Source organism: Massilia endophytica, assembly GCF_021165955.1.
Classification (GTDB): Bacteria; Pseudomonadota; Gammaproteobacteria; order Burkholderiales; family Burkholderiaceae_D; genus Rugamonas; species Rugamonas endophytica.
Genome location: NZ_CP088952.1, coordinates 835,931 through 854,790, shown reverse-complemented (window position 1 = coordinate 854,790; position 18,860 = coordinate 835,931). Strand labels below are relative to the sequence as shown.

Genomic DNA, 18,860 nt, shown 5'->3' with positions numbered 1-18,860 from the left:
GGTCCTTTATCGGCGCGGCGAAGCGAGGAAGCCGCAGATGCGGTCCACCTGTTCGAGCGGGAGATCCGGGAAGATGGGCAGGCAGAGCACGCGGTCGGCCACGTGGTGGGCCACCGGCAGCAGGTCCGGGCGCGCCGAAGGCAGGCCGCGGTACATGGGGAACTCCGTGATCAGCGGGTAGAAGTAGCGCCGCGTCATGATGTCCTTGGTCTGCAGGAAGCTGTACAGCTCATCGCGCCCCAGCGGGTAGTCCGGCTCGATGAAGACGGGGAAGTAGGAGTGGTTCAGGCGGTCCGCCTGCGCCAGCGCGGGCACGGTGATGCCATTGATGGCGGGCAGCAGCTCGCGGTAGCGCGCGTCGATGGCGGCGCGCTTTTCCAGCACCTTGTCCACGTGCTTCAGCTGGAGCAGGCCGAAGGCGGCCTGGAATTCGCTCATCTTGCCATTGATGCCGGGGGCAACGACCGTGACCTCGTCGGCGATGCCGAAGTTCTTCAGGTAGTCGATGCGCTGCTTGGTCTTGGCGTCCGGGCAGATGATGGCGCCGCCCTCGAAGGTGTTGAAGGCCTTGGTGGCGTGGAAGCTCAGCACTGACAGGTCGCCGAAATTGAGCACGCTCTGGCCCTGGGTGCGCACGCCGAAGGCATGGGCCGCGTCGTAGATCACCTTCAGGCCGTAGACGTCAGCGATGCGCTGGATCTCGTCCACGTCGCAGGGCGTGCCGTAGACGTGCACGGGGAAGATGGCCGTGGTCTGGGGCGTGATGGCCGCCTCGATCTTCTTCGGGTCGAGATTGAAGGTGTGCGGGTCGATGTCCACGAACACGGGCTTGATGCCATTCCACACGAGCGAGTGGGCGGTGGCCACGAAGGAGTACGGCGTGGTGATCACTTCGCCCGAGATGCGCAGGGCCTGAAGCGCCGTCACCAGCGCGATGGTGGCATTGGTGAACAAGGCCAGGTGCTTGACGCCCAGGTAGGAGGCCAGCTCCTCCTCCAGCTGGTGGTGGAAGGGGCCCGCATTCGTGAGCCACTTGCTTTCCCAGATCTTCTCCAGGTAGGGCACGAATTCGTCCAGCGGCGGCAGGGCCGGTTCGGTGACGTAGATCTTTTTCATGATGTCAGGCTTTCTTCTGATTGCGCTCGCGGTAGTGCTTGAGCAGGCGCTCGGGCGAGCGCACGGCGTTCACGCCCAGGTAGCGGATCTTGCGAAAACGGTTCCAGTCGCCCGGCTCGTTGTAGCGCCAGGCGTTGATATCCCACGGCACCGACTTGAGCCAGTGGTGGTAGAACACGGAGGACGTCGACACGTTGTTGACGGCGAACTCCGGCGCATGGTTCACATGCCATTCGTCCGGCACGCGCTCGTAGTCGAAGGGATGCCAGATGAAGTCGGCGCGCGTGGCGCGGGCCAGGGCCAGCAGCTTGCTGACGCGGTCCGGCGCATGCTCGTCGTCGTCGTCCAGGTGGGTGACGAAGTCGCCGCGCGCCAGCGACAGGGCGTGGTTGATGGCCACCGTGCCCGCCACCATCCAGCGGTGGCGCGGCTCGTCCGGATACTTGCCGCGCTCCGTGAGGTTCACGAACTCGATGCGCGGGTCGTTCAGGGCCGCCACGCGCTCCGCCGTATCGTCGGTGCAGCAGTCGCCCACCACCACGATCTGCAGATGGGGATAGTCCTGGCGCAGCAGGGACTTCAGGCAGCGCTCCACCAGCAGCTCGCCGCGGTTGTAGGTGGCCACGCACACCGTCACCAGGGGCAGCTCCTTCTCGAAGGCCGCCTGGTAGTCCGGCGAGCGGCGCGCCGCCCGGAAGCGGCTGCGCGCCGACCAGCCGAGGTCGCGCATGGAGCGCAGGGGTTCGCGGCAGCGCATCAGGGTCCGATGCACACCGTTCTTCAAGGTCTTCAACAACATTTCTCCCTCAGTGAAGGCGGCGCGCCGCCTCAGTTCAGCCCCATGAAGCGCAGGCGTGTGGCCGGTGGCAACGCCGCCTGCAGCTCGCTGACGAAACGCTCCTGGATGGCGTAGGAGCGGGCCGGATCGCTGTCGATGGCGGAAATGCGGAACAGCAGGCCGTCCGGGATATTCCCGCCCAGGCGGTAGCGCATTTCGACCAGTTTCTTGTCGAAGCCGCCGATCGCCACCTTGTCGCCCACCGTGCCCCAGTAGGTGACGGGCTCGAAGCGCTGGCCCGCCAGGTTGGTCTGCAGGCGCTTGACCGGGATCTGCCCGCGCGGGGTATTGAGCACACCGTTGCTGTTGCCCGTGACCTCGAAGCCCTGGGCCGGATAGCAGATCTCGGGGTAATGCATGGACAGGCCGTCGCTCTGGTTGGCGCCATAGGCCAGGGACAGCATGATGCGGTAGCCGTCCCGGTTCACATAGGTGCGCCCCAGGGTCTGGGTGTAGATCTTGCGCAGCTCCGCCTCCACGCTGGGGTTGACGACGGCAGACATGCCCTGCTGCTCCTCGCGCCACTCGCCGAAGCGGGTGGGAATGCTCTCGGCCAGCTGCACGGGGGGCAGCGAGTCGGCCAGCATGTGGCGCGGCACCAGCATCTGGGCGCCGACCGCCGACGCGGCCATCAGCACGCCGGCCACCACGCTCGATACCACTGCACGTTTCATATTGCACTCCTTGCCGGGACAGCCTTCAGGCGGCGGCGCGCCACCCATTGCAGCAGGGAGTCCACGGCGATGATCAGGACCAGGGCGCTGACGAAGAGCACCATGCCGGCGAAGCCGTGCAGGAAGCCCTGCCCCGCCGCGTCGCCGAAGTAGAAGGTGATGAGGGTCAGCACGCACACACGGATCACGTTGGCCGTGAACGAGATCGGAATGATCAGCAGCGCCAGCATGATGTTGCGGAAGGCCGAAGTGTGGCGCACCACGTTCAGGTAGAACAGGCCGAGCGATTCCAGGGTCAGCAGGGTCTGCAGGCCGGCGCAGGCGTCGGCCACCAGCAGCTGGTACTGGCCGATCTGCAGGATCACGCCGGTGCGCGCAATGGGGTAGCCGAAGGCGAACAGCAGCTGCTCCGTGACATAGGACACCGCCATCTTCATCGGCAGGGTCAGGGTGCTGACCACGGCCCCGGGCAGGGGGATCATGAACAGCATGAAGAAGAAGGGGAACCACAGCAGGCGCAGGGCCGGGAAGCCCAGCTTCATCAGCAGCAGCGCGCCCAGCACCACGATGAAGGAGGAAATGGTAAAGGCGTCCACCTGCTGGGAAACGCCCAGCATGTAGAGCAGCAGGCCGAAGACGAGCAGGGGCCAGGCCGCGGCCGGGGCCGGACGAGGCGCGAGCGCGCGCAGCTCCGGCCAGGCGCGCCAGATCAGCCACAGCGACAGGATCAGGATGATGGGCCCGTGAGCCTGCTCCTCGCTGGCCCAGACGCCATGGAAGAGCCCCCAGAAGGCTACGCCGTACATGAGCAGGAAGCCCAGCGCCAGCGGCAGCCATTCAGGCGCCAGGGCGCGCAGGCTGGGCTTGGACAGGCTGGCAGCCATGGCCGGCTTGACGGTCTCGGACATCAAAATTCCACCATCACGGAGCCGACGATCTGGGTGCCGTTCTGGTGCAGCTGCTGGCTCAGCGCATGCACTTCCGCCAGCAGGGTCTGGTTGCGGCGGGTCAGCAGCAGCGCGCCGCCCGCGCGCGCGGCCAGGGCCACGCCGTCGGAACCGGCCGAGAACGGGGCCGCATCGTAGAGCACCACGTCGTAGCGCTCTTCCAGGCGCGTATTGAGCTCGCTGAACGCGCTGCGGCTCAGGAGCTCCTGCGGATTGGGCGGCAGGGTGCCCGAAGGCAGCACGGAGAGGTCGACGAAGGACTCGATGCGGTTGATCGTGTCGAGTTCGGCGCGCCCGGCCAGCATGTCCGACAGGCCCTGGCGGGTCTTGATGTCGAAGATGTCGTGCTGGCTGGGCGTGCGCAGGTTGGCGTCCACCAGCAGGGTCTGTTCGCCCAGCTGGGAGAACACCACCGCCAGGTTGGCCGCGAACAGGCTGGCGCCGTCGCCCGCGTTCACGCCCAGGATGGCGAGCGATTTGCGGCCGCGGGCGAACCAGCGCAGCATGAGCTGGCTGCGCACCGCGCGCAGCGCTTCCACCTGGGGGCTGAAGGGCTGGTAGGCGGCCAGCAGGCGGGGCGAGTAGTTGCCCTGCCCCGGCAGCAGGTAGGGATAGTCGAACTGGCGCGCCAGCACCTGCTGGATATCGGCCTCGGTCACCAGGCCCAGGCGCTGTGCCGCTTCGCCGAAGCGGATGCCCAGGTCCTTCTGCATGCGCAGGACGCGCTCTGCCGCTTCCGGCGTGATCTTGCCGGATTCGAGCAGCAGGCCGCCGATGCTGGAGTCGCCGCGCGCGGCGGGAGGGTTGTGCCGCTGGGCGGCACTGGCAAGCGCAGGATGAGTCATGATCGGGTCCATATCAGGAAGCGCCCAGGCGGCGCATGGTGAGAGAGTTCATGAAGCCGGCGCGGCGCGGCGGCGTGGCCTTCCAGTCGATGGCGCCCAGCACGGGAATCTGCAGGGCGTCGGCGATGTCGCTCTCCGAACGCACGCGGCGGTTCAGCATCTCGGCCAGGATGGAGAAGCCCAGGCCCAGCATGGTGCCCAGCATGCCTGCCAGCACGGTGTTCAGCAGGATCTTGGGACCGGCCGGCTTGATCGGCGCCACGGCCGGATTCAGCACGGCGATCTCGGACTGGTTGGACTGGCCTTCGATATTGGTCTGCGACAGGCGCTGGGAGGCCGCGTCGAAGGCGCGCTGGGCGCTCTCCACGTCCTTGTTCAGCACGTTCATCTCGTCGCGGGTGCGGTTCAGCTCAAGCACCTTGGCCTTCTGGGCTTCCAGGGCGGCGCGGATGGTGGCCTCGCGCTGCTGCAGGATGGCGGCATTGGCGCCCACGCTGTTGGAGGTGACCCTGAGCTGCTCGTTCAGGGCCGAGCGCAGCTTGTCCACTTCCGACTTGGCGGCCTGGTACTGCGGGTGGTTCGGGCTGAGGCGGGCCGACAGTTCGGCGAACTTGGATTCGGCCTGGCCCAGGTTGATCTTCAGGCTCTGGATCAGGGGGCTGTTGGCCACGTCCGGCGACTCGTTGCCCGCCAGGCGCTGGCGCGAGGCCGCTTCGGCCAGCTGGCCCTGGGCCATCACGAGCTGGGCCGACAGGTCGTTCAGGCGGTTCGATTCCACGTCCACCCGGTTGTCGACGCTGACGATGCCGTGCTCCTGCTGGTACTTGGAGAGGCGGCTCTGGGCCGTTTCCAGGTTGTCGCGCAGCAGCTTGATCTGGTCGTTGAAGTAGCTGGAAGCCTTCTTCATGGGCTCCACCTTCAGCTGGGTGTTTACCAGCTGGTACTCGTCGGCGAAGGCGTTGGCCACGGCGGCCACGAACTCGGGGTCGCTGCCCTTGAAGCCCACTTCCACCACCGAGCTCTCGCGCGAGGGATTCACGTCCAGCTTGGCCAGCAGCAGCTCGGCCAGCCAGTCGCGCACCGTGCCCTTGCCGCCCGTGGCTTCCTGGAACTGGGCCACCACGCTGGGGCTCTCGGCCAGGCGCAGGCGGTCCACCACGCGCAGGGCCACGTTCTTGGAGCTGATGATGTCGATCTGCGTCGCCATGTAGCCGGGCAGCAGCTGGCCCGGCATGGTCAGGCCGGTCACGGGGTCCATGCCCTTGTAGTTCAGCAGCAGCGAAGCCGTCGCCTTGTAGGTCTTGGGCAGCAGCAGGCTGACCACCAGGGTCACCGACACCGTGAGCAGCACGGTGGCGATCAGGATCCAGCGCCGGGCGCGCAGGATCAGCAGGAATTGGGAGAAACTCATGGTTGTGGTCTCGTCAAAGGGGGTGAATCAGAACCAGCTTTCCTTGATATAGACCACGTCGTCGATCTGTACCATGTCGTCGCGGGCGGCGTCGATGATCTGCAGCTTGCCGTCCGGGCCGCGGCGCTTGATCTGCATGCCGCGCTCGGTGCCGCGCGGGGTCAGGCCGCCGCCCACGGCCAGGGCCTGCAGCACCGTCATGGAGCGCTCCAGGCGGAAGGCGCCGGGACGCTGCACTTCGCCGTAGATATAGAAGCGGGGCGAACGCTCCACGTAGATGATGTCGTTGGCGCCCAGGTCGTAGTCGCGGTTCAGGTCGCCGTTGCGGATCATCTCGACCACGTCGATGGTTTCCTTGGTGGTCTGGCCGTTACGCTTGCGGATCACGCTGATGGTGTCGGCGCCGTCCGGATTCATGCCGCCCGCCAGGGCCAGCATGTCCAGCACGGAGCGCTTGCCCTCGATCGGATAGCGGCCGGGACGGTTCACCGCGCCCAGCACGGCGATCTGCTGGCTCTGGATGCCGGTGACCAGGATGTTCACCTGGGCCTTGCGCAGGAAGCCGCCCTTCTCCAGGCGCTGGCCCAGCTCCTTCTCGGCCTGGGCCACGGTCAGGCCGCCCACCTTCACCTGCCCCAGCAGGGGGAAGGTGACCTGGCCCGCTTCGCTCACGCGGGTCTCGGTGGAGAGGTCGGGGCTGCCGTACACGGTGATCTTGATCACGTCGCCCACGCCCAGGGTCGCTTCCTGGGCGTTGGCCCAGCCCATCGTCGCCAGCCCCATCAGGAGCGCCATTACCCACATCATCAGTTTTTTCATTTTTTTCCCTGCCTTTGCTTATCAGGTTAAACAAATCATTTCAGGCCGGCCACGCCGCGCGCGGCGGCATCGGCCGAGGGCGCACTGCCCGCGTCGGCCTGCACGGCGGGCGCCGGCGCTGCCGCCGGAGCGGCCGCCGTGGCCGCAGCGCCGCCGGCCGGCGCGTTCATGTACTCGATCTTGGCGGTGGAGCGCAGGCGCTTGACCTCCGCCTCCGCCGCCTCCTTGTTCTTCTTGTTGAAGAGGTACTGCTCGATCTGGGCCGAGGCCTGCTCCAGCGCCACCGGCGAATCCTTGGTCTCGGCGATGGAGATCAGCATGCTGCGGTCGCCCTCGCGGATGATGAAGAGCTGGCCCTTGGGCATGGCCAGCAGGCGGCTGCTCAGCTCAGGCGGCAGCTCGGCGCTGGTGCGGGTCAGCTGGGCGCGGTTGTACTTGATGCCCTTGCTGTCCAGCCACACGGCCACTTCCTCCAGGGACTTGGCGCCGTCCATCGCCTTCTTCACCTCGTCGTTCACGTCCGCCGTGGCCAGCACCAGCTCGCGCATGTCGAAGCTCTTGCGGTTGGCGAAGAACTGCGGGTTCTGGCTGTAGTAGGCCGCCACCTCTTCCTTGGTGGGACGGGCCAGGTTGCCCACCCGCTTCTGCATATAGGCCTGGGCCACGATCAGGGCCTTGGCGCGCTCGATGGCCTGCACCACCTTCGGGTCGCGGTCCAGCTTTTCCTTGTTCGCTTCGTTCTGCAGCAGCTGGCGGTCGATCAGGGCCTCCAGCAGCTGTTTGCGCGCGGTCTCCTGCTGGGCCGCCGCCGGGTTCACGCGGCCCAGCTCCTCGTTCAGCTGCAGCACGGTGATTTCCTCGCCATTGACGCTGGCCAGGGCCTGGCCGGGCTTCTTCGCCGCGGCCTTGTCGCCGCAGGCGCTGAGCGCCGTGGCTGCCGCGAGTGCCAGCGCTGCGCACAGCAGCTTGCGGGTGGCGGGGACGGCGCTTGCTTGGTGTAGTGGGTTCAAGATACTCCTCCGGTTCGTCAGGTATGCGCCATGGTGAGAGGAAACATCACCACAGGAAACATTTACAAAATTATCAGATTGAGATAAAAACGACAACACTGTTTCAATCGTGCGCGGCGCAAGAAACTGGACAAACTTGCAACTTCGTAAAGCCATTGTAGCGAAGGAAAGGGTGCGCACAATTCAAATCCGGCATGGAAAGCAATTTATTTTTTCAATGCCCGGCGCCGCTTTTCCCCGCCCGCTTTTCAGTGGGCGTTCTGGCGCTGCAGCACCACCTTGACGGTGCGCAGGATGATCCACAGGTCCAGCCACAGGGACCAGTTGCGCAGGTAGTCCAGGTCGTAGCGGATGCGCGCCTCCATCTTGTCCAATGTCTCTGTTTCGCCACGCAGGCCGTTCACCTGGGCCCAGCCCGTGATGCCGGGTTTGGCCTTGTGGCGCAGCATGTAGCCCTTGATGAGCTTGCGGTACATCTCGTTGTGCGCCACCGCGTGCGGCCTTGGTCCCACGATACTCATCCGGCCCTGCAGCACATTGATAAATTGCGGCAGTTCGTCCAATGAGCTGCGGCGCAGGAAGGCGCCCACGGGCGTGACGCGGCGGTCGTTCTTGGTGGCCTGCACCACGTTCGGCCCATCCTCCTCCACCGTCATGGAGCGGAATTTGTAGACGAAGATCTGGTCGCCATACAGGCCGTAGCGGCGCTGGCGGAAAATGACCGGTCCCGGCGAGGATAGCTTGACCATGAGGCCGATCACCAGCATCAGCGGCAAAAGCATGAGCAGGATCAAACTGGCCAGGATGATGTCGCTGGCGCGCTTGATCATGCTGTTGAAGCCCGTAAACGGGGTTTCCGTGATGGCGATGACGGGCATGCCGCCGACGTTGTCGAAGCGGGCCTGCATCAGGTCGAAGACATAGATATCTGGCAGGAAATAGACGGAGGCCGTGGTGTCCTGCAGGTCGTCCAGCAGCTTGCGGATGCGGGGCTGGGCCGAGATGGGCTGGCTGATGAAGATCATCTTGATCTGGTGCTCGCGCACGAAGCCCGCCACATCGTCCATGGTGCCCAGCACGGGATATTTCAGGTCGGCCGGGCGGCGCTTGTCGGTGCGGTCGTCGAAGAAGCCGTGCACGCTCATGAAGAGATTGGGAAAGCGTTCGATGGTGCGGGCGAACTTGATGCCCACATCGTTCGCGCCCACGATGAGCACGGAACGCACCTCGCTGTCCTTGGCCGGGTCCACGCCCACCTTGCGCACGGCCAGGTGGCTCACCAGCAGGACGAAGGGGGTGGCCAGGAACCAGCTCAGCACCACGTTCTCCTCGTAGTGGTAGGCCAGGCCGCTCACATTGCCCAGGAAAACGAGTATGAGGGCCGTGAGGATCCAGCCCGCGAAGATGTCGCGCGAATAGGCCAGCATGCGCCCGCTGCGCCAGGTGCGGTAGGGGTCGATGTGCTGGTAGATGGAATTGGACAGGAAGAAGGCAAGGATCATCAGCACCAGGGAGTAGCCCGTAAAGGGCTCCCGGTACAGCATGCAGGTGGCGTACAGCGTTCCCATGATGATCAGCGGGTCGAGCACCCGCTGGAAGAAGGAAACGAGAGGCGTATCGTTAAGTGTCATCTTGGTCGATCAGAACTGCACGCTGGCGTTCACCGAGGCGCCCTTGGCGCGGTAGCTGCCAGTGCCCAGGAAGGGGCTGCCGTTGCGGCGGTCGCTGAAGGCGCTCACGCCCACCTGCACATTGCGCAGGGGCTGGTACTGCAGGCCCACGGTGGCGCCGCGCGTGGTGTCGCTGGGGTCGCCGGTAAAGGTCACCCCGCTCACCCGTTCGAAATTGCGGCGCTCGCGGCGCACGCTGGCCGTGCCCTGCAGCTTGGCCGAGATATCCCAGGTGGCCGCCGCGCTGACGCCCTTGTTCAGGCTGTTGTTCACGACCGAGCTTTCCACCGCCGCGAAGTCGCGCCAGCCTTCGAACTTGAAGCGCAGCTTGCCGCTCGGCTTCCAGTCCATGGTGATGCGGCCGTTGGCGCCGCTGGCGTCGCGCTCCTTGAACACGTCGTGCTTGCGCTTGGCGTAGCCGGCCAGCACCTGGATGGTGGTGATGCCGCTCACGGTCCAGTAGATGTTGGCCTTCAGCTCGTCCTGCTCGTAGCCCTCGTCCAGCAGGGAGCCGAAGCGGCGCGGGAAATCGTAGCGGCCCTTCAGCTTGCGCACCACCAAGCCGACCCGGCTGCCGCTCCTGGCCAGGTAATCCACGCCCGCCTCGCTCGTGTCCTCCACGCGGTTGTTGAAGCGCTGCACCGGCAGCTCGTAGCTGAAGTCGAAGCGGTTGTAGGCCGCGCGCACGCGCCAGCTGGGATGGAAGCGCCAGGCGCCGTTGAAGTATTCGCGGCGCTGGGTGCGCAGGTTGCGGTCGTCCGTGTGGAAGTCCGTGAAGGGCGTCAGGGTCTGCGAGTAGCTGCCGCCCAGGTTGCCTTCCAGATGGTTGCCCAGCTGCCATGCCAGGTCGGCATTGAAGTCCTTGCCGTTGTAGTCCAGAGCGTCGTAATGGTCGAAGCTCACGCGCGACACCTTGGCCGAGCCGGTCAGGCGCTGGCGGCCGATGGGGCGGTCGAACAGGACGCCCGCCTGGCTCTGGGTGGCGCGGTCGCCGCGCGGGCCGAAGGCGGTGGGGAAATCGTCCGGCAGGCGCAGCAGGTTGTCGTCGTAGGTATAGGCCACCGACACGAAGGGCTTGATGGTGTCGCTGATGTCGGCCAGGGCGTTACCCGCGTACAGGACGCCCAGGAGCAGTGGCAGGATGCGCAGTGCGGCCGATGGTTTGTGCGATGAGCTCAACATTATTCTCTGTCTTCTCTAGAGGTTATCGATAGTCTTACCAGTAGGTCCAGTTGCCTGTAGTTACCACCCACACGCCCAGCATGCTGTTGGTGACGGTGTGGGCGATAATGGGCGCCCACAGGGTGCCGGTGCGCATGTACAGCAGGCCGTAAGCCGCGCCCGCCACCATCCCCGCCAGCCACAGGCTGTGCTCGAAGCCGAAGAGCACCGTGGTGAAGGCCAGGGCCTTGGCCGTGACCAGCGCGGGCGGCACGGTCAGGAAGCCCGGATGGTCGATCCAGCGCAGCAGGAAGGAGCGCCAGAACAGTTCCTCCATCAGGGGCACCACCAGGGCTGCCCCGGCGAGGCGCAGGGCGATCAGCAGCCAGTCCGGCTGCCCCGATTCCGTCAGGGGCTGGTAGCCCGCCGGAGAGCCGATCTGCATCCAGCCCGCGTCCAGGTTGATCCACAGCACCAGCACGGCCAGGCCGGTGGCGACCGAGGCCAGCCAGGTGCGGGCGCGCAGGGGCTGCCAGGCCAGTTCGCTGTAGCTGCGGCGGAAGGCCAGCAGGGCCAGCAGCACCACAGCCACTTTGACCGGGTAGAGCCAGTGCAGTTCCTTGACCGTCCAGCCGAAGCGCTGCAGGGTATCGGACACGGCGATAAAGGCCATGTACAGGGCGAAGGGCAGGATGCGGGCCCAGGCGCTGCGGTACAGCAGCGGGCCGTGGGCCGCTTCCGGCCTGGCCGCCGTGCCGACAGTGGGAGGGTCCTGCTGCGGGAGTGTCATGCGCGATCTGCCTTCCTGTGAATTGCAAGGATGTTGCCAGCCTCTCAAGGTTTGCAGATCTTACAACAAGGCTAGCGGGCAGCAGCGCACGAATCGTGCGTAAAGGAAATCCAGATCAAGAGTTGCGCGATTCGATGGCTTCCCAGCGTTCGAGCGCCGCCATCAGTTCCTCTTCGATCTCGGCAATGCGGGCATTCAGGCGCTTGGCCTCGGCCGGCGTTTTCTTGTAGAAATCCGGGTCCGACAGGGTCACGTTCAGGGCCGCCTGCTCGTCCTCCAGCTGAGCGATGCGCTGCGGCAGTTCCTCCAGCTCGCGCTGCTCCTTGAAGCTGAGCTTCCTGCCTTTGGCCGGAGCGGGCGGCGCCGCCTCCGCCTTGGGCGCAGGCTTGCTCTCCGCCTTCTTCGGCGCAAGCTGCGCGGCGACGGCGGGCTTGACCCGCTCCCAGTCGCTGTAGCCGCCGATGTACTCCTTCCAGGCGCCCTGCCCTTCGGCCACGATGACCTGGGTCACCACATTGTCCAGGAACATGCGGTCGTGGCTGACGAGGAAGACCGTGCCCTGGTAATCCTCCAGCAGCTCTTCCAGCAGCTCCAGGGTATCGATGTCGAGGTCGTTGGTGGGTTCGTCCAGCACCAGCACGTTGGCGGGCTTGGCGAAGAGGCGGGCCAGGAGCAGGCGGTTGCGCTCGCCGCCCGAGAGGGTGCGCACGGGCGAGCGTGCCCGTTCCGGGGCGAAGAGGAAATCGCCCAGGTAGCTCATCACGTGCTTCTTCTGGCCGTTGATTTCCACCCAGTCGCTGCCGGGCGAGATGGTGTCGGCCAGGCTCGCCTCTTCATTGAGCTGGGCGCGCATCTGGTCGAAGTAGGCCACCTGGAGCCTGGTACCCTGCTTGACGGTGCCCGCGTCCGGCGTTTCCTCGCCCAGGATCAGCTTGAGCAAGGTGGTCTTGCCCGCGCCGTTGGGGCCGATCAGGCCCACCTTGTCGCCGCGCAGGATGGTGGCGCTGAAGCCGCGCACGATGGTCTTTTCCCCGAAGCGCTTGTCCACGCCATCGAGCTCGGCCACGATCTTGCCCGAGCGCTCGCCGGAAGCCACTTCCAGGCGCACCTGGCCCTGCTGCTCGCGGCGCGCCACGCGCTGCTCGCGCAGGCGCTCCAGGCGGCGCACGCGGCCCTCGTTGCGGGTGCGGCGCGCCTCCACGCCCTTGCGGATCCACACTTCTTCCTGGGCCAGGAACTTGTCGAACTTCGCGTTCTCCACCTCCTCGATGGCCAGCTGTTCGGCCTTGCGGGTCTGGTAGGCGCTGAAGTTGCCGGGATAGGACAGCAGGTTCCCCCGGTCCAGCTCGATGATGCGGGTGGCCACGTTATCGAGGAAGGAACGGTCGTGGGTAATAAAGAGCACGCTGCCCTTGAAGTCGCGCAGCAGGCCTTCCAGCCACAGGATCGAAGTGAAATCGAGGTGGTTGGTGGGCTCGTCCAGCAGCAGCACGTCCGGCGCGGCGACCAGGGCGCGGGCCAGGGCCACGCGCTTCTGCATGCCGCCGGAGAGGGTCTTCATCTGCGCGTCCGGGCCCAGGTTCAGGCGGTCCAGGGTCTGCTCGACCTTGTTGTTGATGCTCCAGGCATCGGCCGCGTCCAGCTTCTGCTGGATGTCGTGCATGCGCTCCATCAGGCGTTCATCGTCGCCCTGGCCGAACTGGCTGGTGAGGGCATCGTATTCCTTGACCAGGGCGGGCAGCTCGCCCAGGCCGGAAGCGACGGCGTCGAACACCGTCATCTCGGGCTCGAACACGGGCTCCTGCTCCACGTAGGCGATCTTCAGGCCCTGCTGCATCACGAGCAGGCCGTCATCCAGCTTGAAGGCGCCGGAGATAATCTTCAGCAAGGACGACTTGCCGGTGCCGTTGCGGCCGATCAGGCCGACGCGTTCGCCGGTCTCCAGGGAAAATTCAGCGTGGTCGAGCAGCGCATGGTGGCCGAAGGCCAGTTGCGCGTCAGACAGGGAAATGACAGCCATGGGAAAGACAATTCGATGCGGTGAAACGCGCATTGTACCGGCAGACCGGCCATCCCCCTAACAATTGCCCATCTGTCGGCTATAATGGCGCCCGCGTCCTCCCCGTAGCACAATGGATAGTGCACATGCCTCCTAAGCGTGGGATACTGGTTCGATTCCAGTCGGGGGGACCACTCCCCTGCCCGCCGTGCTTTCGCACTACCGTCCGTCCCAGTCGTACAGGGCCTTGTGCCCAACCTCGACATCAACGAGGAACTTGGCGCCGGCCTTGTTCTCGTCGTCGCAGTGGATGGCGCAATGTATCCGGAGCAGCACTTCCAAATTTTTCTTGGGGACGCCAATCGAGATTGTCCGGGACCCGCTGGTGCGGTACATCTCATCGTACAGCTGTTTCTTTCCACTCACGGAAAGGTCGAACCAGTCGCTTTTGCTTTCCCTTCCCTTCACAGTCCACGGCTCCCAACCCCGCGCCTTGAATTGGCCCTGCAACGATCCCAGGACTTCTACTGCCTCGTCGTACGAAAGGGCTTTCAGCATCGGCGAGGTCTGAATGATTTGAACCCTGTTATGCATGAAGGGGACACCGGCGAATGTCGTCGGCGGGAGCACAAAACCATTGGCTGGATCGTCGTACTTGATGATAACGGAAGGCTTGTCGACCCAGATGACTCCAAATTTTGTGTCACCAGGATCCTGCGAAGGCAAGTTCGAGTTCTCCAGAACGGGGTAAGTAGAATTTTTCACCACTTCTTCAAATGTCTGGTCAAGTCTTAAGACAAGTGTTGTCGGTTTGGGCTCTCCGGCATGCCAAGCGACAAGCCCGGCGCACGCCGCTGTGAGCACAAGCAACTTGCTTCGTGTTCTCACCCTCTTTCCCCAAGCAGGTAAATCTCCTCGATGGACTTACGAAGATCGCCAGCGGCGCGCCCCTTAAGGAGACGATCGAACTCATCTGCCGCACGGATCACGAATCGCATCCTGTCATCCTTGTTCCACAGATGGACGTCCGACGATTTGGCGAACCATTGTGTCCAGCCCAGTTTGGGAGAGCAGCCAGCCGACAGGGTTAGCTGTATCTCCGCATAGTCTCCCGTCGGAAGCTTGGTAACCCACGCAAACTGATTACTGTCCAACGCCTTTTGTGTGACCGGATCGTCGTAAATCACTTTCTGCAAGATGTTGATTGGTTCGTGGTGGGCCAAGCTCCGTACACTTTCACTGATCTGGCCTCCTTCGATTTGCTCGAATCCGGTAAGGATCTCTTTGCAGAACTTACCGAACACCAATTTGCTCCGCGCTTCGGGAGGCCAGAAAACTAAATCCTTGATGGCTTCCCGCTCCGCAAGGCAGCTACGAATCCCTTCGAAACCTCTGAGCATATAAAAGCGGTGCAGAGGATAGATATCAAGGAAAAGCGTCAGGTTGCCCAAGGCCAGCTGTCTTGCAACGTACTCCGCCCCCGCGCCGACTCCAAGATCGAATACATTCCTGGAGAGGAAATCTGCACTATCCTCTCCCGTGTGGTTTCGCACACGCTGCAAAGTCGCCTTCGAGGTTTTTGCGGCGTGCAGCAGCCCACATCCCACCTGCTTGGATGCGAATGCGGCGAGACCCGCCCACTGGAAGCGGCGGTCGGTGAGCCAGAGGTGGGCGTAGGCGGCGTTGATGCGCCGGTTGATCTGCATCGCGTCGCTCAGGATCTTGCCGTTGCAGTCGGAGACCCATTTCCGGGCCTCCTGCTGGCAGCGGAGCCACACGCTGGAGCAGCTCAATAAGGGAACATCGACTACCTGGGCGACCTGCCCTTCCTGAAGCGCGGGATGAATCTTGCATTCGGAAACGGGGACCGTATTGCGTCCAAGCGGAAGCGCGTCGTGCTCGTGCGGTGTAAAGGGCGCGTCGGGCATGTCAGGCCGGCGCTGCCGCAGGTGTCACATGCCAGGCAAGCAGTCCCGAACGCTCGAAAGCCGTCAGCGGCCTTGTGAGCCCGTTCCCGTCCGTGACACCTTCGATCACCTGCCCGCTTGACAGCTCAAGACGGTAAGGCAGGTTCCTGTACGGCTCCCTGCTTGCCTGGTCCATCAGGCGCAGCGATACCGCTTCCTCGGTGGCCGCGCTGGAAGGTCTGCGCGACTCGGCCAGCCGCTGGGTTTCGGCAGGGCTGAGGTCGTCTCCTTCGGTTTCGATCAGCTGCGACTTCTGGGTCTGGATAGCAAGCAGCCGGGGCGGTGGATGGCAGCCGCATATACAAAGGTCATCGCTCAGCGCTGCCTGCTTGCCGTTCCAGCGCTCGGACAACCGCGGCCCATCGCACATGATCCTTCCCACGCTCTTGCATGCCGGGCAGTTGACGGTGTCGCCTTCGACCGCCATCAGCACCCCGTTGATGGAGCACAGGCTCGTCGCCGAGGTGACCACGCCGCCAGCCGTGGTCTTCGCGCCGAGCGTGATGTGGTAGCGCCTCATGAAGCCTCCAGTTCGAAGTGAACGAAGCCTTCAATCTAGGCCTTGGCAGAGGGAATGATATTGACTGCCGTCAATAGGACCGGGAGGTCCGGAACTAGGACTGCTCGTGCAGGCCCGTCAGCTGCGCCGCCGCGGGCGCGGAGTCGCCGATGTCGGCGCGGTTCATCACGTCCGGCACGCAGCCGGTCTTGACGATGGCAGCTGGGTTGCCCGCCACCACGGAATAAGGCGGGACGTCCTCGGTAACGAAGGCGCCGCCGCCGATGCGGCTGCCACGGCCGATGCGCACGCCGCCGACGATGATGGCATGCGGGCCGATCCATACTTCGTCCTCGATCACCGGACATTCGCTGACGCGGGAGCCGTCGGCGGCGATGCGGTCGCGCTGGCCCAGCGTCACGCCATGGAACATGGTCACATTGCTGCCGATGCGGGCGCCGGGGTTGATCACCAGACCCCAGCCATGAGTCAGCGCCAGGCCGGGGCCAACCTGCGTCTGCCACGCGAAGTCCATGCCGGCCAGCTGGGTCGCCGCCTTGTGCAGCAATTTATAGAAGGGAAGCAGCAGCCTGCCGGGCAGACCGCCACGCTGCGCCGCCTGGCACAGGCGCAAAGTGACGATAGGGCGGAAGCTGCGCCGCGTGAGGAAGCCTTTGAAGGCAAGCAGCCGGCCGTGGCGGCCGTATTGACGCCAGGTGTCCGCGTTCAGCATCGCGCTCACGGCTTGCGGCGGCGGGCCGCGACCATACCCAGCAGGCCCAGCCCGGCCAGGGTCATGCCGATGCTGCCCGGTTCGGGAACAGGAGCGATCGCGTAGATTTCCATGCGGCCGATGGTGACGTCCGGGCCCGTGTAGGTGCGGCCGTCCAGCAGGCTGGTCTGGAAATCGGCGCCGTCCGGCTCGATGTAGGAGTACAGCAGCGAGAAGCCGCCGTTCGTCAGGTCCTGCGGCACGAACAGGTCGTGGCCCCAGCCGAAGGTGGGGCCGTAGTTGATGTCGTTGTAGGTCTGGTAGGCGCCCACCGTGTCGAAGACATGGTTGATCAAGGTCTGGCGGTGCAGCTCGCCCGTCGTGAGATTGAACAGGAAGGCCGTGCGTTCGGCGTTCGTGGGCGTCATGCGGAAGCCCGTGACGCTGTCCCAGCTGGCGGGATTGTAGCCACCCACCAGGAAGGTCTCGCCCAGCGAGGTGGTGGCCTCCATGACCGCGAAGGTGCGTCCGCGTCCGTCGACGGCATGGTGGAAGTCGGCCGAGGTGTCGCCGGTCTGCTTGGTGTAGATATTGCTCAGGCCTACGTCCGCCTGCCCCAGCCAGCTTGCAAGAATGGCCCGGTGCCCATCGTTCAGCAGGTCGTCCGCCCAGGCACTTTGCCCCCAGGCAAGAAGAAGCGCTGAGAGGCAGGCGCTGGCAACGCCTTTGAAATGTGCTTGCATGGTGGCACCTTTAGGACGTGACGAACAATACAATCTACTCTAGCACATCGTCCCAAATTTACCGGTCACGACATTACAATTATTACAATTTACGTCAAAGGTACAACAGCCGTCACTTCGATCTCGACGCGCGCCTGCGGCTCCACCAGCCCAGCAATTTGCACGGCGGTCATCGCCGGGTAGTGCGTACCGATGAGCTCGCGGTAGTGGCGGCCGATCTCGGGATAGGCCTGCACATACTCGTCCCTGTCCACGACATACCAGGTCATGCGCGCGATGTGTGTCGGCGCCGCGCCCGCCTCGGCCAGCACGGCAATAATATTTTCCAGGGCCTGGCGTACCTGGCCGGCGAAGTCCATGGTCTGGAACTTGCCGTCCTTGTCCCAGCCGACCATGCCGCTGACAAAGACCATGCGGCCTTCGGCGGCGATGCCGTTGCTGTAGCCACGTGGCCGCGGCCAGCCCGGCGGTTGAAGAATCTGCATTTTCCTTTTCTCCTGAAATCAGGCTGCGCGCTCGCGCAGCAGTTCGCGGGCAATGATGAGCTGCTGCACCTCCGTCGCGCCTTCGTAGATGCGCAGCGCGCGGATCTCGCGGTAGAGGGTTTCAGCGGGATGCCCGCTCATCACGCCCAGGCCGCCGAACATCTGCACGGCGGCGTCGATGACCTGCTGGGCCGTTTCGGTCGCCTGCATCTTGGCCATGGCCGCTTCCTTGGTGACCTTGCGGCCCTGGTCGCGCTGCCAGGCGGCGCGGTAGGTGAGCAGCGCGGCGGCGTCGATGCCTGCCGCCATCTGGGCCAGTTTCGCCTGCGTCAGCTGGAAGTCGGCCAGGGTCTGGCCGAACATCTTGCGCTGCTGGGCGTGCGCGATGGCTTCATCGAAGGCGCGGCGGGCAAAGCCCAGCGCCGCGGCGGCCACCGAGGTGCGGAAGACGTCGAGCGTGGCCATTGCCACCTTGAAGCCCTGCCCTGCCTCGCCGATGCGCGCCGACACGGGTACCCGGCAATCGCTGAAGCGCAGCGTGGCCAATGGGTGGGGAGCGATCACTTCGATGCGCTGCGAATCGTCGAAGCCCGGCGTACCGGCAGGCACGATGAAGGCGCTGATGCCGCGCGCGCCGGGCGCTTCGCCCGTACGCGCGAACACCACGTAAAAATCGGCAATGCCGCCGTTGGAGATCCAGGTCTTCTCGCCGTTCAGCACATAGTGTTCGCCGTCCAGCACGGCGCTGCACTGCATGGCCGCCACATCGGAACCGGCCTGCGGCTCGGAGAGCGCAAATGCGGCAATGGCTTCGCCCGACGCCACGCGCGGCAGCCATTCGGCGCGCTGCGCCTCACTGCCGAACAGGCTGATGGCGCCGGAGCCGAGGCCTTGCATGGCGAAGGCGAAATCCGCCAGGCCTGCATGGCGCGCCAGTGTCTCGCGGATCAGGCAGATGGCACGGGTGTCGATCGCCGCGTTTCCGCCTTTGGCGATGGCGTGGCGCAGCCAGCCCGCGGCGCCCAGCTGGCGCACCAGCTTGCGGCAGATGGCGTCCGCATCGCGGCCGTGCGCGCCGCTCAGCTGCGCCGAGGCCCAGGCATCCAGCTCCCGCTCCAGCGCCGCATGGCGCTCCTCGAAAAATGGCCAGCCGAGATAATCCTTGTCCGCCATG

General features: G+C 64.9%; 19 protein-coding genes and 1 tRNA gene. 1 reads left to right on the top strand and 19 read right to left on the bottom strand.

What is annotated here, in order from left to right; genetic code table 11:
* Positions 1 to 6 precede the first annotated feature (6 nt).
* From LSQ66_RS03930 to LSQ66_RS03875, 12 genes are all read right to left on the bottom strand, one after another.
* Entirely contained in the window at positions 7 to 1,116 is a 1,110-nt protein-coding gene (locus LSQ66_RS03930; protein ID WP_269449141.1) for a DegT/DnrJ/EryC1/StrS family aminotransferase, read from the bottom strand.
* Positions 1,117 to 1,120: 4 nt separating this feature from the next.
* Positions 1,121 to 1,915 (bottom strand): glycosyltransferase family 2 protein, encoded by a 795-nt coding sequence (locus LSQ66_RS03925; RefSeq protein ID WP_231768509.1) that lies wholly within the window; start codon positions 1,913 to 1,915, stop codon positions 1,121 to 1,123.
* Between the two features lie 29 nt (positions 1,916 to 1,944).
* Complete coding sequence (epsI, locus tag LSQ66_RS03920; protein WP_231768508.1) at positions 1,945 to 2,628, bottom strand: exosortase-associated protein EpsI, B-type; 684 nt, start codon at positions 2,626 to 2,628, stop codon at positions 1,945 to 1,947.
* Positions 2,625 to 3,536, bottom strand: coding sequence for an exosortase B (gene xrtB, locus LSQ66_RS03915; RefSeq protein WP_231768507.1), 912 nt, complete (start codon positions 3,534 to 3,536; stop codon positions 2,625 to 2,627). Before xrtB ends, epsI begins: the two co-directional genes overlap by 4 nt.
* Entirely contained in the window at positions 3,536 to 4,420 is an 885-nt protein-coding gene (gene epsG / locus LSQ66_RS03910) for a chain length determinant protein tyrosine kinase EpsG (RefSeq protein WP_231768506.1), read from the bottom strand. Before epsG ends, xrtB begins: the two co-directional genes overlap by 1 nt.
* 13 nt (positions 4,421 to 4,433) lie before the next feature.
* Positions 4,434 to 5,831, bottom strand: a complete 1,398-nt coding sequence (epsF, locus tag LSQ66_RS03905) for a chain length determinant protein EpsF (protein ID WP_231768505.1) — start codon at positions 5,829 to 5,831, stop codon at positions 4,434 to 4,436.
* A gap of 27 nt (positions 5,832 to 5,858) precedes the next feature.
* Complete coding sequence (gene epsE / locus LSQ66_RS03900; RefSeq protein ID WP_231768504.1) at positions 5,859 to 6,650, bottom strand: polysaccharide export protein EpsE; 792 nt, start codon at positions 6,648 to 6,650, stop codon at positions 5,859 to 5,861.
* A gap of 35 nt (positions 6,651 to 6,685) precedes the next feature.
* The gene (locus tag LSQ66_RS03895; RefSeq protein WP_231768503.1) at positions 6,686 to 7,660 is read right to left on the bottom strand and encodes an EpsD family peptidyl-prolyl cis-trans isomerase; all 975 of its coding nucleotides are present in this window, start codon (positions 7,658 to 7,660) and stop codon (positions 6,686 to 6,688) included.
* 248 nt (positions 7,661 to 7,908) lie between these two features.
* The gene (locus LSQ66_RS03890) at positions 7,909 to 9,291 is read right to left on the bottom strand and encodes an undecaprenyl-phosphate glucose phosphotransferase (protein ID WP_231768502.1); all 1,383 of its coding nucleotides are present in this window, start codon (positions 9,289 to 9,291) and stop codon (positions 7,909 to 7,911) included.
* A gap of 9 nt (positions 9,292 to 9,300) precedes the next feature.
* A complete protein-coding gene (gene epsL / locus LSQ66_RS03885; RefSeq protein ID WP_231768501.1) occupies positions 9,301 to 10,512 on the bottom strand; it encodes an XrtB/PEP-CTERM-associated polysaccharide biosynthesis outer membrane protein EpsL in 1,212 nt (403 codons plus the stop codon).
* A 34-nt stretch (positions 10,513 to 10,546) separates the two neighbouring features.
* On the bottom strand, positions 10,547 to 11,281 hold the full coding sequence (locus LSQ66_RS03880) for a CAAX prenyl protease-related protein (RefSeq protein WP_231768500.1): 735 nt from the start codon (positions 11,279 to 11,281) through the stop codon (positions 10,547 to 10,549).
* Between the two features lie 115 nt (positions 11,282 to 11,396).
* Positions 11,397 to 13,301, bottom strand: coding sequence for an ATP-binding cassette domain-containing protein (locus LSQ66_RS03875; RefSeq protein WP_231768499.1), 1,905 nt, complete (start codon positions 13,299 to 13,301; stop codon positions 11,397 to 11,399).
* Between the two features lie 98 nt (positions 13,302 to 13,399).
* Here LSQ66_RS03875 and LSQ66_RS03870 point away from each other — a divergent pair.
* Positions 13,400 to 13,474 (top strand) — tRNA-Arg (locus LSQ66_RS03870).
* A gap of 25 nt (positions 13,475 to 13,499) precedes the next feature.
* On the opposite strand, the gene LSQ66_RS03865 is transcribed toward LSQ66_RS03870, so the two are convergent.
* The 7 genes from LSQ66_RS03865 to LSQ66_RS03835 form a co-directional block, all read right to left on the bottom strand.
* Positions 13,500 to 14,006: a hypothetical protein gene (locus tag LSQ66_RS03865; protein ID WP_231768498.1), complete on the bottom strand. Its 507-nt coding sequence runs from the start codon at positions 14,004 to 14,006 to the stop codon at positions 13,500 to 13,502.
* 158 nt (positions 14,007 to 14,164) lie between these two features.
* A complete protein-coding gene (locus tag LSQ66_RS03860) occupies positions 14,165 to 15,208 on the bottom strand; it encodes a DUF2515 family protein (RefSeq protein ID WP_231768497.1) in 1,044 nt (347 codons plus the stop codon).
* 1 nt (position 15,209) lies between these two features.
* Positions 15,210 to 15,767, bottom strand: a complete 558-nt coding sequence (locus LSQ66_RS03855; protein WP_231768496.1) for a PAAR domain-containing protein — start codon at positions 15,765 to 15,767, stop codon at positions 15,210 to 15,212.
* A gap of 94 nt (positions 15,768 to 15,861) precedes the next feature.
* A complete protein-coding gene (locus LSQ66_RS03850; protein WP_231770044.1) occupies positions 15,862 to 16,479 on the bottom strand; it encodes a DapH/DapD/GlmU-related protein in 618 nt (205 codons plus the stop codon).
* A gap of 5 nt (positions 16,480 to 16,484) precedes the next feature.
* Positions 16,485 to 17,201 carry a PEP_CTERM-anchored TLD domain-containing protein gene (locus LSQ66_RS03845; RefSeq protein WP_231768495.1) on the bottom strand — a complete coding sequence of 239 codons (717 nt, stop codon included), beginning with the start codon at positions 17,199 to 17,201 and terminating at the stop codon, positions 16,485 to 16,487.
* A gap of 89 nt (positions 17,202 to 17,290) precedes the next feature.
* Positions 17,291 to 17,686 carry a RidA family protein gene (locus tag LSQ66_RS03840; protein WP_231768494.1) on the bottom strand — a complete coding sequence of 132 codons (396 nt, stop codon included), beginning with the start codon at positions 17,684 to 17,686 and terminating at the stop codon, positions 17,291 to 17,293.
* Positions 17,687 to 17,704: 18 nt separating this feature from the next.
* Positions 17,705 to 18,859: an acyl-CoA dehydrogenase family protein gene (locus LSQ66_RS03835; protein ID WP_231768493.1), complete on the bottom strand. Its 1,155-nt coding sequence runs from the start codon at positions 18,857 to 18,859 to the stop codon at positions 17,705 to 17,707.
* Position 18,860 lies beyond the last annotated feature (1 nt).

What these genes read in the sequence shown, in the direction of transcription:
- LSQ66_RS03930 (WP_269449141.1), bottom strand. Translation starts at nt 1,116, where the DNA reads ATGAAAAAGATCTACGTCACCGAACCGGCCCTGCCGCCGCTGGACGAA.
- LSQ66_RS03925 (WP_231768509.1), bottom strand. Translation starts at nt 1,915, where the DNA reads ATGTTGTTGAAGACCTTGAAGAACGGTGTGCATCGGACCCTGATGCGC.
- epsI (WP_231768508.1), bottom strand. Translation starts at nt 2,628, where the DNA reads ATGAAACGTGCAGTGGTATCGAGCGTGGTGGCCGGCGTGCTGATGGCC.
- xrtB (WP_231768507.1), bottom strand. Translation starts at nt 3,536, where the DNA reads ATGTCCGAGACCGTCAAGCCGGCCATGGCTGCCAGCCTGTCCAAGCCC.
- epsG (WP_231768506.1), bottom strand. Translation starts at nt 4,420, where the DNA reads ATGACTCATCCTGCGCTTGCCAGTGCCGCCCAGCGGCACAACCCTCCC.
- epsF (WP_231768505.1), bottom strand. Translation starts at nt 5,831, where the DNA reads ATGAGTTTCTCCCAATTCCTGCTGATCCTGCGCGCCCGGCGCTGGATC.
- epsE (WP_231768504.1), bottom strand. Translation starts at nt 6,650, where the DNA reads ATGAAAAAACTGATGATGTGGGTAATGGCGCTCCTGATGGGGCTGGCG.
- LSQ66_RS03890 (WP_231768502.1), bottom strand. Translation starts at nt 9,291, where the DNA reads ATGACACTTAACGATACGCCTCTCGTTTCCTTCTTCCAGCGGGTGCTC.
- epsL (WP_231768501.1), bottom strand. Translation starts at nt 10,512, where the DNA reads ATGTTGAGCTCATCGCACAAACCATCGGCCGCACTGCGCATCCTGCCA.
- LSQ66_RS03880 (WP_231768500.1), bottom strand. Translation starts at nt 11,281, where the DNA reads ATGACACTCCCGCAGCAGGACCCTCCCACTGTCGGCACGGCGGCCAGG.
- LSQ66_RS03875 (WP_231768499.1), bottom strand. Translation starts at nt 13,301, where the DNA reads ATGGCTGTCATTTCCCTGTCTGACGCGCAACTGGCCTTCGGCCACCAT.
- LSQ66_RS03860 (WP_231768497.1), bottom strand. Translation starts at nt 15,208, where the DNA reads ATGCCCGACGCGCCCTTTACACCGCACGAGCACGACGCGCTTCCGCTT.
- LSQ66_RS03855 (WP_231768496.1), bottom strand. Translation starts at nt 15,767, where the DNA reads ATGAGGCGCTACCACATCACGCTCGGCGCGAAGACCACGGCTGGCGGC.
- LSQ66_RS03850 (WP_231770044.1), bottom strand. Translation starts at nt 16,479, where the DNA reads ATGCTGAACGCGGACACCTGGCGTCAATACGGCCGCCACGGCCGGCTG.
- LSQ66_RS03845 (WP_231768495.1), bottom strand. Translation starts at nt 17,201, where the DNA reads ATGCAAGCACATTTCAAAGGCGTTGCCAGCGCCTGCCTCTCAGCGCTT.
- LSQ66_RS03840 (WP_231768494.1), bottom strand. Translation starts at nt 17,686, where the DNA reads ATGCAGATTCTTCAACCGCCGGGCTGGCCGCGGCCACGTGGCTACAGC.
- LSQ66_RS03835 (WP_231768493.1), bottom strand. Translation starts at nt 18,859, where the DNA reads ATGGCGGACAAGGATTATCTCGGCTGGCCATTTTTCGAGGAGCGCCAT.